The organism is Enterobacter sp. PTB (genome assembly GCF_051130085.1).
GTDB classification, from domain to species: Bacteria; Pseudomonadota; Gammaproteobacteria; order Enterobacterales; family Enterobacteriaceae; genus Enterobacter; species Enterobacter ludwigii.
The window spans coordinates 164,112-175,880 of record NZ_JBDKEE010000011.1 but is presented as its reverse complement, the minus strand read 5'-3'; the positions used below and the strand labels follow the sequence as shown (position 1 = coordinate 175,880).

Annotated in this window: 12 protein-coding genes; 5 read left to right on the top strand and 7 right to left on the bottom strand. The window is 54.4% G+C overall.

Annotated elements, in window-relative coordinates; genetic code table 11:
- Positions 1-102 precede the first annotated feature (102 nt).
- The 3 genes from AAIR21_RS15500 to xapA all read right to left on the bottom strand — a co-directional run bounded on the left by AAIR21_RS15500 (position 103) and on the right by xapA (position 3,191).
- Positions 103-990, bottom strand: coding sequence for a LysR family transcriptional regulator (locus AAIR21_RS15500; protein ID WP_020883096.1), 888 nt, complete (start codon positions 988-990; stop codon positions 103-105).
- Positions 991-1,058: 68 nt separating this feature from the next.
- Complete coding sequence (locus AAIR21_RS15495; protein WP_182268916.1) at positions 1,059-2,315, bottom strand: nucleoside permease; 1,257 nt, start codon at positions 2,313-2,315, stop codon at positions 1,059-1,061.
- A gap of 51 nt (positions 2,316-2,366) precedes the next feature.
- Positions 2,367-3,191 carry a xanthosine phosphorylase gene (xapA, locus tag AAIR21_RS15490; RefSeq protein ID WP_014171078.1) on the bottom strand — a complete coding sequence of 275 codons (825 nt, stop codon included), beginning with the start codon at positions 3,189-3,191 and terminating at the stop codon, positions 2,367-2,369.
- A 207-nt stretch (positions 3,192-3,398) separates the two neighbouring features.
- Between xapA and AAIR21_RS15485 the strand changes: the two genes are divergently transcribed.
- Entirely contained in the window at positions 3,399-3,740 is a 342-nt protein-coding gene (locus AAIR21_RS15485) for a FlxA-like family protein (RefSeq protein WP_113656105.1), read from the top strand.
- Here the strand turns inward: AAIR21_RS15485 and AAIR21_RS15480 are convergent.
- The gene (locus tag AAIR21_RS15480; RefSeq protein WP_044868007.1) at positions 3,737-4,672 is read right to left on the bottom strand and encodes a LysR family transcriptional regulator; all 936 of its coding nucleotides are present in this window, start codon (positions 4,670-4,672) and stop codon (positions 3,737-3,739) included. The genes AAIR21_RS15485 and AAIR21_RS15480 overlap by 4 nt on opposite strands.
- Before the next feature lie 89 nt (positions 4,673-4,761).
- On the opposite strand from AAIR21_RS15480, the gene AAIR21_RS15475 reads away from it, so the two are divergent.
- Positions 4,762-5,757, top strand: a complete 996-nt coding sequence (locus tag AAIR21_RS15475; protein WP_014171081.1) for a bile acid:sodium symporter family protein — start codon at positions 4,762-4,764, stop codon at positions 5,755-5,757.
- Here AAIR21_RS15475 and AAIR21_RS15470 read toward each other — a convergent pair.
- The 3 genes from AAIR21_RS15470 to zipA form a co-directional block, all read right to left on the bottom strand.
- Positions 5,754-5,969 carry a DUF3820 family protein gene (locus AAIR21_RS15470; RefSeq protein ID WP_014171082.1) on the bottom strand — a complete coding sequence of 72 codons (216 nt, stop codon included), beginning with the start codon at positions 5,967-5,969 and terminating at the stop codon, positions 5,754-5,756. The two genes, AAIR21_RS15475 and AAIR21_RS15470, sit on opposite strands and share 4 nt — an antisense overlap.
- A gap of 1 nt (position 5,970) precedes the next feature.
- Complete coding sequence (gene ligA, locus AAIR21_RS15465) at positions 5,971-7,986, bottom strand: NAD-dependent DNA ligase LigA (RefSeq protein ID WP_182268915.1); 2,016 nt, start codon at positions 7,984-7,986, stop codon at positions 5,971-5,973.
- A 69-nt stretch (positions 7,987-8,055) separates the two neighbouring features.
- Entirely contained in the window at positions 8,056-9,042 is a 987-nt protein-coding gene (gene zipA, locus AAIR21_RS15460; protein WP_020883089.1) for a cell division protein ZipA, read from the bottom strand.
- A gap of 230 nt (positions 9,043-9,272) precedes the next feature.
- Here zipA and cysZ point away from each other — a divergent pair, with 230 nt between their 5' ends.
- The 3 genes from cysZ to ptsH all read left to right on the top strand — a co-directional run bounded on the left by cysZ (position 9,273) and on the right by ptsH (position 11,744).
- Entirely contained in the window at positions 9,273-10,034 is a 762-nt protein-coding gene (gene cysZ / locus AAIR21_RS15455) for a sulfate transporter CysZ (RefSeq protein ID WP_182268914.1), read from the top strand.
- A 163-nt stretch (positions 10,035-10,197) separates the two neighbouring features.
- Positions 10,198-11,169, top strand: coding sequence for a cysteine synthase A (gene cysK, locus AAIR21_RS15450; RefSeq protein ID WP_049023280.1), 972 nt, complete (start codon positions 10,198-10,200; stop codon positions 11,167-11,169).
- 317 nt (positions 11,170-11,486) lie between these two features.
- Positions 11,487-11,744 (top strand): phosphocarrier protein Hpr, encoded by a 258-nt coding sequence (gene ptsH / locus AAIR21_RS15445; protein ID WP_000487600.1) that lies wholly within the window; start codon positions 11,487-11,489, stop codon positions 11,742-11,744.
- Positions 11,745-11,769 lie beyond the last annotated feature (25 nt).

Genomic DNA, 11,769 nt, shown 5'->3' with positions numbered 1-11,769 from the left:
GCAGTTGACTTTTAATCAATTGGTCGCAGGTTCGAATCCTGCACGACCCACCAATGTAAAAAAGCGCCCTAAAGGCGCTTTTTTGCTATCTGCGGTATAACATCACTCTTCCGTCAACGTTGCTATCAACGACTTAATCGCCGGTGTCGCCTGCTTCTCGTCATACACCACATACAAATCTGCCGGTATACGTACCTGTAATGGACGAAATACCACACCGGGCCACTGCATTTGCGCATAGCTGTCAGCAGCTAACGTAATCCCCATTCCCATGCTGATCATTGCCAGCACCGTCTGCGGTTCATCGGCTTCACGCACTATCATCGGTGAAAAACCGGCCTGCTGACACACTCGCTGTAAGAACGACCAGTCAGAATGCGCAGACGGCATAGTAACAAAGTACTCATTCTGCAGTTCGGTGAGCGCAATTGCGCTTTCCCCCACCAGCCGGTGATCCTCCGGCAGCGCAACCAGAAATGCCGCATCCCGTAAGCGGATACTGGTAAATCCTGCAGTGGGCTCGGTTGCCATTCGCCAGATCCCGACATCCAGCTCCCGACGCTCCAGCAGCGCCATTTGCATTACCGGCGACTTTTCGCGAAAGACAACATCAACGTTCGGATGCTCTTTCAAAAATGTGCGCATGACCGTGCGCACTTCGCTCCACATGGCGGTACCGACAATGCCCAGCGCAATCCGCCCCGCCTCACCCCGTCCAATTTGTTCGACCCGCGCCAGTGCCTGGTTTGCGCTGGCAAGCAGTCGACGGGACTCTTCCATCAATACTTTACCCGCATGGGTCAAGGCGACACTTCGTGAGTGGCGAATAAACAGTAAGGTACCGAGCTGACTCTCCAGCTCTTTTATATGCAGGCTCAACGGCGGCTGCGACATATTGAGACGGGCCGCAGCCCGTCCAAAATGAAGTTCCTCAGCGACGGCCAGAAAATAGCGCAGCAGCTTAAGGTCGGTTCGGTAGACGCGTTCCATCAACACATATCCTGGCGATAACACTTATGCTCCCACCTTAAAGCCTTTCACCGCCTGCCGGGAAAACTTTAATGCGCAACTGTGCGCAACTCGCTGTTTTTACTGATGTGGCGATAGTTAAAGCTGAAATAAAACACCACGGCGAGCACCAACGCATACGCCGCAAATACCAGCCAGATGGTCTGCCAGTCTTTCACCCCGTCCACGGAGAAATAATCTACCGCCGCGCCGCTCAATACCGATCCGAAATAAGCACCGATACCGTTAACGGTCGTCATAAACAGCCCTTGCGCGCTGGCGCGGATATCAGCGCTTACCTCCTGTTCGACAAACACCGAGCCGGAGATGTTGAAGAAGTCGAACGCGCAACCATAGACCAGCATTGACAGCATCAACAGGCCGACGCCTGTCGCGGAAGGATCGCCATACGCAAAGAGTCCAAACCGCAGCATCCAGGCCACCATGCTCATCAGCATCACGGTTTTTATGCCAAAACGTCGGAGGAAGAAAGGAATGGTCAGGATGAACAGCACCTCTGACATCTGCGAGACGGAGAGCAAAATAGAAGGGTATTTAACGATAAAGCTTTCCACATACGCCGGATTACGCGCAAAATCATGCAGAAAGGGGCTACCGAAAGTATTGGTGATTTGCAGCACGGCGCCCAGCAGCATCGCAAACAAAAAGAACACCGCCATTCGGGGCTGTTTAAACAGGACGAACGCATTCAGGCCAAGTTTGCTTGCCAGCGTCGATGAGGTTTTATTCTTCGCCACCGGAATGGCCGGTAACGTCAGTGAATAGAGCGCCAGTACCAGCGACGCGGCAGCAGCAATGTAGAGCTGAATGTTAGTTAACTCTGCCCCCATCAGGCTTATGGCCCACATCGCCACAATGAAGCCTACCGTGCCATAGACCCGCACCGTTGGAAAATGGGTCACCGTGTCCAGCCCTGCCTGCTCAAGACAGGAGTAGGAAAGGGTATTCGAAAGCGCAATGGTTGGCATAAAGGCCATGGCATTAACCAGCATGACCCAGAACATCAGCCCCGGTTCATTGACCTGCGCGGCATAGCAAAGCGCAACGGCACAGACGAGATGGCAAATCACGTATGCATGATCTGCCCGCAGCCACTTATCGGCAATAATGCCCACCAGCGAGGGCATCACGATCGCGGCAAGCCCCTTCGAGCTGTAGACCATACCCACGTCAGAGCCGGAAAAACCCAGGGTGTTAATCATGTAAGCGCCGAGAGTAACGAGCCAGCTTCCCCAGATAAAATATTGCATAAAGGACATCATCTTTAAGCGCGTCGTGATGTTCATACCCGATTCCTTATAGCAGAGTGGCCCTCACGGGCCACGGTGTTGTTTCGCTCAGGCAAGCTGGCGCAGAAAACCGCAGATAAGATCGATGAAGTTCTGGCGAGAGAGTTCGGCTGCGGCAAGCGTTTGTTCATGCGACAGTTTTACATCGCTCAGACCTTCAGCAAGGTTGGTTATGGCCGAAACGGCGACCACCTTCAGGCCACAGTGGCGCGCCGAGATCACTTCCGGCACCACTGACATTCCCACCACATCTCCGCCGATGATCTGCATCATGCGGATCTCAGCCGCGGTTTCGAAGTTAGGGCCTGGATAAGAGACAAACACCCCCTCATGCAATGGAAAGCCCTTCTCGCTCGCCACGGTCTGCAGCAGGGCACGGCAATCTGCGTCATAAGCATTGGCCAGCGAGAAAAAACGGTCGCCAAAACGGTCATCGTTCAGCCCGACCATCGGGGTACCCGGCAGGGTGTTGATGTGGTCGCTGAGGGCAACCAGGCTTCCCGGTTCAACCTCCGGACGTAATGAACCGGCGGCATTGGTACTGAACAGCAGTTCGCAGCCCAGCAGTTTGAAGGTGCGGATTGCATCGGTCATGACGGCGATGCCGCGGCCCTCATAGAAGTGACCGCGCCCTTTCATACAGGCGACCGGAACACCGGCAAGATGCCCCAACACCAGCTCACCGGCGTGACCGTGAACGGTGCTCACCGGGAAGCCCGGCAGTTTTTCATAGCTCAGTACCACAGCGTCAACAATCTGCTCGGCGAGCGCGCCAAGACCTGAGCCGAGAATAAACGCAACCCGCGGAGTGAAATCAGGTTTAGCGGCACGAATGATGTCGGCAGAGAACCAGGGATTATTCGAGAGGGTCATAAAAGCTCCTTGAGAATTAAGATCGCGATATCACCGATCGCATGACCTTAGTCTTATATCTGGAGCCTGCGGGTTACCTCCAATACACTTTCTCTGCACCATCAATACTGATTTGGTATCAATACCTTTCCCTGCCAGATATGGCAGTTTTGCTCAAGCTAATTGCGTTGGCGCCGATACCTCTGTTTTACAGCGAGAGGAAAAAGTATGACGACCATTCAGGCTACAACCCAGCCCATTCAAACCAGCGGTGGCGGGAGTCGTTCTTCCGGCGGCAACGATATCGCTGCCCAAATCAGCCGCATCACTGACAAGATAACCAAGCTGACTCAACAGCTAAAAGAGGTTGCGAACGGTTCCGGCAGTGCGGAAGAGAAGAAGAAGCAGCAGGAGCTTATCCAGGTGCAAATCAAAGTGCTGCAGGCACAGCTCGCACAGCTGCAGCGCCAGCAGGCGGAAGAAACCCAGAAGAAACAAGAGCAAAGTCTGGTCAACGTGGAAGGTCCGAAGAACGCATCAGACAATCATCAAATAGACATTTACGTCTAACGCTCTGTTGAGTTAAACAGTGGATCGCGTATACGGGCCTCGGTTAATCGTTGCGCCTGGATACGCACCACTTCCCAGATAGCCTGCGCAGCCCCGGAGAGCGAACGGTTTTTTCGCCGTACCAGCATCAGTTTTCGCTCAATAGCAGGCGTCAGTCGCTTCACGACCAGACGGCTTCCCTGCGGCAAAGGGAGCGCCAGGGCGGGTAATACACTGATCCCTATGCCGGCCTCCACCATGGGAAACAGCGTTGCCGGGTGTCCAATCTCCTGCACAATGGTCGCCTCAACGCCCTGCGTCACCAGCGCAGAATCAATCAGCGGACGGCTGCCCGAGGCATAATCCTGTAATACCAGGTTCGCTCCCTGCAGCGCCTGCCAGTGAACAGACGGCTGCGCGGCTAGCGGATCGTCGTCCCGGCAAAGCAACAGAAACGGCTCAGAAAGCACAATTTCACATTCCAGGTCACTCACCTGACCGGGATCGATAACAATACCAAAATCCACATCACCCTGACGGATGCTCTCCAGCACCCACTGCTGCGGCCTGTCATGCAAAACAAAATCGATATCCGGATAGCGATGATTACCCTCTGCAATACACTGCGGGATAAGGTGCGCGGATATCGTCTGGCTGGCCGCAACCCGCACGGTACCCGACAGCTGCTGCCCCAGTCGACCTACATCTCTGAGCGTACTGTTGAGTTCGTCCAGCAGCCGTTCAAGGCGCTGAGCCAGCTGCTGTCCGGCTTCCGTGAGCACGACTTCACGCGTGGTGCGATCAAGCAGCCGGACACCCGTCTGGCTCTCCAGCTCTTTCACGCTGTGGCTTACCGCGGACTGGCTCAGGCCGATGATCTCCCCTGCCCGACTGAAGCTGCGGGCATGGGCTACGGTGACGAAGATGCGAAGCTGGCGTAAGGAATAATTCATCTGTTTAATTCATGAATGGATGCAATAAATCAATTTTATTTCTCAAACAGAAAAAAGCACAATAGCGATATCTGTTTTCAGGAGTCATTATGAAACTATTTCGTATTCTTGATCCGTTTACGCTTACTCTGGTTGTCACGGTATTACTGGCCTCCTTCTTCCCTGCGCGGGGCGGGTTCGTTCCTTTTTTTGAAGGACTGACGACCGCGGCCATCGCGCTGTTGTTCTTTATGCACGGCGCAAAGCTCTCGCGCGAAGCCATTATTGCGGGGGGGAGCCACTGGCGACTGCACCTGTGGGTGATGTGCAGCACGTTCATCCTCTTCCCTGTACTCGGCGTGCTGTTCGCATGGTGGGCGCCGGTGAATGTCGACCCGGCCCTTTATACCGGCTTCCTGTATCTGTGCATTTTGCCGGCCACCGTGCAGTCCGCTATCGCGTTTACCTCTCTGGCGGGCGGTAACGTCGCAGCCGCAGTCTGTTCAGCGTCGGCATCCAGCCTGTTAGGGATTTTCGTTTCGCCGCTGCTGGTGGGTCTGCTGATGAACATGCACGGCGCGGAAGGTAACCTGGAACAGGTAGGTAAAATCTGTCTGCAGCTGCTGTTGCCGTTTGTGCTGGGTCATCTCTCTCGTCCGTGGACGGGCGCGTTTGTTGCAAAGCACAAAAAATGGATCTCAAAAACCGACCAGTCGTCGATTCTGCTGGTGGTCTATTCGGCCTTCAGCGAAGCGGTTGTGAATGGCATCTGGCATAAGGTGGGCGCAGGCTCGCTGCTGTTTATCGTGGTGGTCAGCCTTGTTCTGCTGGCGATTGTGATTGGCGTAAACGTCTTTGTGGCCCGCAAGTGCGGCTTCAACAAAGCCGATGAAATTACCATTGTCTTCTGTGGCTCGAAGAAGAGCCTGGCGAACGGCATTCCTATGGCAAACATTCTCTTCCCGACCTCAATGATAGGGATGATGGTACTGCCACTGATGATTTTCCATCAGATCCAGCTGATGGTCTGCGCGGTGCTGGCGCGTCGTTACAAACGCCAGACGGAAAAACAGGCGCAGGAAGAGACCCGCGCCGCGAAAGCTTAAGGACGTTTCAGGGGCTGAACCAACTGCGTCAGCCCCTCGGTTTTAATCAGTAACGTGATAGCCATCAGCTCACCCAGTCGTCCAGCCGGGAACCCATCTTTGCGGGCAAACCACAGCAAATAATCTTCCGGTAAATCAATCAGCCTGCGGCCTTTATATTTACCGAATGGCATCTCCGTGTTGGCGATCTCAACGAGCTGCTCTTTCTCCACGTTACTCTCCTAACAGGCGCATCATTTCCGCTTCGTCGATAACCTCAATGCCCAGCTCCTGAGCTTTAGCAAGCTTCGAACCGGCGGCTTCCCCGGCAATAACCAGGTCGGTTTTCTTCGACACGCTGCCTGCCACTTTTGCGCCCAGCGCAACCAGTCGCGCTTTAGCATCATCACGGGAAAGCTGGCTCAGGCTGCCGGTCAGCACGACCGTTTTGCCGGCAAACGGGCTGTCGATCTCGTCAGCGTTGACCACGACCGGAGCCGGCCATCTGATGCCCTCTTCCAGCAGCTTGCCGATCACCTCGCGGTTGCTCTCTTCGGCAAAGAAGTTAAAGACATGCGTCGCGACGACAATTCCCACGTCCGGGACTCTCTGCAGCTCGTCAATACTCGCTTTTTCCAGAGCTTCCAGCGTACCGAAATACGCCGCCAGCCCCGCCGCCGTGGCTTCGCCCACTTCGCGAATACCGAGCGCATAAAGGAATCGGGCAAAAGTCGTCTCTTTGGCAGCATCCAGGGCATTAACCACATTCTGGGCCGACTTCGGTCCCATGCGATCAAGACCCGTGAGTTTACCCGCGGTCAGTTTAAAGAGATCTGCAGGCGTATGAACATATTCTTTCTCTACCAGCTGATCGATAATTTTGTCGCCCATTCCGTCGACGTCCATCGCCCGACGGGAAACGAAGTGCTTCAGTGACTCTTTACGTTGTGCCCCGCAGATTAAGCCACCCGTACAGCGAGCCACCGCTTCACCTTCAACGCGCTCAACGTCAGATCCGCATACCGGGCAATGCGTCGGGAACACGATGGCGCGCGTATCGTCAGGACGCTCTGACTCAACCACGTTCACCACCTGCGGGATAACATCGCCCGCGCGACGAATCACCACTTTGTCACCAATGCGCAGGCCGAGACGTTCAATTTCATCGGCGTTATGCAGCGTGGCGTTACTCACCAGCACGCCGGCAACCTGCACCGGCTCCAGACGGGCAACCGGGGTAATCGCGCCCGTACGGCCCACCTGGAACTCCACGTCACGGACAAAGGTCATCTGCTCCTGCGCCGGGAATTTAAACGCCACTGCCCAGCGTGGCGCGCGCGCCACAAAGCCTAACTGCTCCTGCAGCGCAAGTGAGTTAACCTTGATAACCACGCCATCAATATCAAAACCAAGCGTCGGGCGGTCTTCTTCCACTTTGTGGTAGAACGCCAGCACGGCTTCCGGGGAGTCGCACAGCTGAACACGGTTACTCACCGGCAGGCCCCACGCTTTAAACTGCAATAAACGTCCAAGATGGGTATCCGGCAGTTCACCGCCTTCCAGAATCCCGACGCCATAGCAGAAGAAAGTAAGCGGTCGCTTCGCGGTGATACGGGGATCAAGCTGGCGCAAGGAGCCTGCCGCCGCATTACGCGGGTTAGCAAACACTTTCCCGCCGGTACGGCGCGCCTCTTCGTTGATTTTCTCAAAGCCCGTCTGCGGGAGGAATACTTCACCGCGCACTTCCAGACGGGCTGGAATATTATCCCCTTGCAGCTTCAGCGGGATCGCACGGATGGTGCGTACGTTGGTGGTAATGTCTTCACCCGTCGTACCATCACCCCGCGTCGCGGCACGCACCAGCACACCGTTTTCATAGAGAAGGCTGACCGCCAGACCATCCAGCTTCAACTCGCAGCACCAGGTCAGGGAGTCGCTGCTTTTGAGGCGATCCTGCACGCGCTTGTTAAACGCGAGGAAGCTCTCTTCATCAAAGACGTTGTCCAGAGACAACATTGGCACTTCATGACGTACCTGACTGAAAGCACCCAGCGGCTCCGCACCCACGCGCTGCGTGGGTGAGTCGGGCGTAATCAATTCCGGGTGCTGCGCCTCTAGCTCGCGCAGCTCGCGCATCAGACGGTCATACTCCGCATCCGGCACTTCCGGCGCGTCCATAACATGATAGAGGTATTCATGATGGCGAAGCGTGGTTCGCAGTTCAGTGAGTTGTTGTTCGATTGAGTCCATATCACACCATCAATGAGAAAAAACCCCCGACATGCGGGGGTTGAGGAGGAGTCGATGTAAACGCGATGATTACGCGTTGGCTTCCTTAACTTCGCGGATGCGGTCCTGATACTCGCGCAGTTTCTGCGGCGTCATCATACGACGCTGATCGTCGAGCACCACACCACCGACTTCGTCAGCAATGTGCTGCGCGGACTGCAGCATCAGCTTAAAGTTTTGCAGTTCATCACCGTAGGACGGCACCTGCATGAAGATAGTGACACCCGGCGTCACGAAATCACCGGTCATTTCCGGGTCAAAGGTGCCAGGGTTAACCATATTGGCCAGGCTAAACAGCGCCGGACCGCTACCGTCAGGACTCAGGTGACGATGGAAAATATTCATGTCGCCAAACTTGAAACCTGCCTGTTGAATGCTGTTAAGCAGGACATCGCCATTCAGGTGGGTGCCATGATGCGCAGCCACGTTCATGATGATGACCGCTTCTTTACGCTGCGGTTTTTCAACAACCGGTTCTGGCTCAACCACGGGCTCTGGTTCAACGAGCGGGGCCGGCGCAGGCTGAGGTGCAGGCTGCACGTGAACAGGCTGCTGCGGTTGGTGTACCGGCTGCGCAGGCTGTTGTGGCGCGGGTTGCTGCACAGGCTGTTGCTGAACCGGCTGTGGCGCAGCAGGCTGCTGATGGACAGGCTGTTGCGGCGGCTGACGCACCGGCTCTTCTCCAGGCTGCGGCGCCTGCTGGCGCGGCTGTGCAGAAGCATACGGCGGTTGATACTGGTGCTGCGGAGGCTGACGAGGGGCTTCATGCTCCCCATGAGCCGCGCCGGGCGCAGTATTGACCCGATGAACACGAACTTCACCCACGCCGTCGTCGTCGCTTCCGTCGATGTCATTTTCACTGTCATCGTCATCACGACTGGACTTCATGCGCTTCAGTGGGCGATCGCGAAACATAGAGGAACGCTCTTTACGGCTGGTCCAGAAACCATGTACCAGTAAAGCGATTATGGCGATCGCGCCAACAATGATTAATATCAGACGCAAATCCTGCATCATTATATTCTCTGTTGTTCTAACACCTTGCCACCACGGCAAACATTTACTCACTAAGAGTATTTGCCGTTTACGTCAAGTGCAAGTGTGTGCAGAGCATTCACAGCATAAAGATGAACTAAATCGTGCTTTTTGCTGTTTTTTCGAACATTTCCGAACTGGTCATTGGTCCGTAAGTGGATAATATAGGCGGGCAATTCCACTGGTTGTGAAAAAAGGAGTACAGCCTGGTTATGGTTTCAACATCATCTTCTCCCCCGCGCAGCGGCGTCTGGTATTTTTCTCAGGGCTGGAAACTGGTCTCACTGCCGGGGATTCGTCGCTACGTCATTCTGCCGTTGCTGATTAACATTATCCTGATGGGCGGCGCGTTCTGGTGGCTGTTCATCAGACTGGAGAGCTGGATCCCTTCGCTGATGAGCCATGTGCCGGACTGGCTGCAGTGGCTGAACTACCTGCTCTGGCCGGTTGCGGTCATCTCCGTGCTGCTGGTGTTCGGCTACTTCTTCTCGACGATTGCAAACTGGATAGCTGCGCCGTTTAACGGCCTCCTGGCAGAACAGCTGGAAGCACGTCTTACCGGTGCAACGCCGCCGGATACGGGCATGCTGGGGATCATGAAAGATATCCCACGCATCATGAAGCGCGAATGGCAGAAGTTTGCCTGGTATCTTCCCCGCGCCATTGTGCTGCTTATCCTTTATTTTGTCCCTGGCGTCGGTCAGACGGTGGCCCCGGTGCTGTGGTTCCTGTTCAGCGCCTGGATGCTGGCAATCCAGTACTGCGATTATCCGTTCGATAACCACAAGGTGCCGTTCAAAACGATGCGCAGCGCCCTGCGTACGCAAAAAGTCGCGAATATGCAGTTCGGGGCGCTGACCAGTCTGTTCACCATGATCCCGGTGCTCAACCTGTTCATCATGCCGGTCGCCGTTTGCGGCGCAACGGCGATGTGGGTTGACTGCTACCGTGCTAAGCACGCGTTATGGAAGTAATGCAAAAATGTGTAAAAAGGGGGTGGCTTATGCCGCCCCTTATTCCATACTGATCCCCATTATTTCCTTGCAGTATATAGATATGCGAATTCCTTACTTCCCCCTACCTGTTCAACAGGTATGCTGGGACGGTATCCCAATTTCATACAGTTAAGGACAGGCCATGAGTAAGATTTATGAAGACAACTCGCTGACTATCGGTCATACGCCCCTGGTTCGACTGAACCGTATCGGTAATGGACGCATTCTGGCGAAGGTCGAATCACGTAACCCGAGCTTCAGCGTGAAGTGCCGTATCGGTGCAAATATGATTTGGGATGCTGAAAAACGTGGCGTGCTGAAGCCAGGCGTTGAGCTGGTTGAACCGACCAGCGGTAACACCGGTATCGCACTGGCCTATGTTGCGGCGGCGCGCGGTTATAAACTGACGCTGACCATGCCTGAAACCATGAGCATCGAACGTCGCAAACTGCTGAAAGCGCTGGGCGCGAACCTGGTGCTGACCGAAGGTGCCAAAGGCATGAAGGGTGCGATTCAGAAAGCAGAAGAGATTGTTGCCAGCGATCCGGCGAAATATCTGCTGCTGCAGCAGTTCAGCAACCCAGCGAACCCGGAAATTCACGAAAAAACCACCGGCCCGGAGATTTGGGAAGATACCGACGGTCAGGTTGATGTATTTATCTCCGGTGTAGGCACCGGCGGAACCCTGACTGGCGTGTCGCGCTATATAAAAGGCACAAAAGGTAAAAAAGACCTGATTACCGTTGCCGTGGAACCAACCGACTCGCCGGTGATCACCCAGGCGCTGTCGGGCGAAGAGATCAAACCCGGCCCACATAAAATTCAGGGGATCGGTGCCGGCTTCATTCCGGGCAACCTGGATCTGAAGCTTATTGATAAAGTGGTGACCATCACCAACGAAGAAGCTATCTCTACCGCACGTCGCCTGATGGACGAGGAAGGTATTCTGGCGGGCATCTCTTCCGGTGCTGCTGTTGCGGCAGCGCTCAAACTTCAGGAAGATGAGGCCTTTACCAACAAGAATATTGTGGTTATCCTGCCTTCATCGGGTGAGCGTTACTTGAGCACCGCACTGTTTGCCGATCTGTTCACTGAAAAAGAACTGCAACAGTAATGCCAGCATGTTAATAACGCGTAAAAAAGCACCTTTTTGGGTGCTTTTTTGTGGCCTGCTTCAAAGTTTTACCCCTCCTGGCATTGATTCACCCCGTTGGGTCTGGTATTTAAACCAGCAATTATTTTGATGCGTGAAATTAATCAGTGAACGAAATAGCCTTGCTGAATCGATTTTATGATTTGGTTCAAGTCTTGCTTTCGCTGCATAATGTTTAATGACGATCGAAACGTCAGCGCTAACAATACAGGCTAAAGTTAAGTCGCCAGGCTAGACTTTAGTTCCACAACACTAAACCTATAAGTTGGGGAAATACAATGTTCCAGCAAGAAGTTACCATTACCGCTCCGAACGGTCTGCACACCCGCCCTGCTGCTCAGTTTGTTAAAGAAGCGAAAGGCTTCACTTCTGAAATCACTGTGACTTCCAACGGCAAAAGCGCCAGCGCAAAAAGCCTGTTCAAACTGCAGACTCTGGGTCTGACTCAGGGTACCGTTGTCACCATCTCTGCTGAAGGTGAAGACGAGCAGAAAGCAGTTGAGCATCTGGTAAAACTGATGGCTGAGCTCGAGTAAGTTTCCGGGTTCTTTTAAATATCAG

What these genes read in the sequence shown, in the direction of transcription:
- AAIR21_RS15500 (WP_020883096.1), bottom strand. Translation starts at nt 990, where the DNA reads ATGGAACGCGTCTACCGAACCGACCTTAAGCTGCTGCGCTATTTTCTG.
- AAIR21_RS15495 (WP_182268916.1), bottom strand. Translation starts at nt 2,315, where the DNA reads ATGAACATCACGACGCGCTTAAAGATGATGTCCTTTATGCAATATTTT.
- xapA (WP_014171078.1), bottom strand. Translation starts at nt 3,191, where the DNA reads ATGACCCTCTCGAATAATCCCTGGTTCTCTGCCGACATCATTCGTGCC.
- AAIR21_RS15485 (WP_113656105.1), top strand. Translation starts at nt 3,399, where the DNA reads ATGACGACCATTCAGGCTACAACCCAGCCCATTCAAACCAGCGGTGGC.
- AAIR21_RS15480 (WP_044868007.1), bottom strand. Translation starts at nt 4,672, where the DNA reads ATGAATTATTCCTTACGCCAGCTTCGCATCTTCGTCACCGTAGCCCAT.
- AAIR21_RS15475 (WP_014171081.1), top strand. Translation starts at nt 4,762, where the DNA reads ATGAAACTATTTCGTATTCTTGATCCGTTTACGCTTACTCTGGTTGTC.
- ligA (WP_182268915.1), bottom strand. Translation starts at nt 7,986, where the DNA reads ATGGACTCAATCGAACAACAACTCACTGAACTGCGAACCACGCTTCGC.
- zipA (WP_020883089.1), bottom strand. Translation starts at nt 9,042, where the DNA reads ATGATGCAGGATTTGCGTCTGATATTAATCATTGTTGGCGCGATCGCC.
- cysZ (WP_182268914.1), top strand. Translation starts at nt 9,273, where the DNA reads ATGGTTTCAACATCATCTTCTCCCCCGCGCAGCGGCGTCTGGTATTTT.
- cysK (WP_049023280.1), top strand. Translation starts at nt 10,198, where the DNA reads ATGAGTAAGATTTATGAAGACAACTCGCTGACTATCGGTCATACGCCC.
- ptsH (WP_000487600.1), top strand. Translation starts at nt 11,487, where the DNA reads ATGTTCCAGCAAGAAGTTACCATTACCGCTCCGAACGGTCTGCACACC.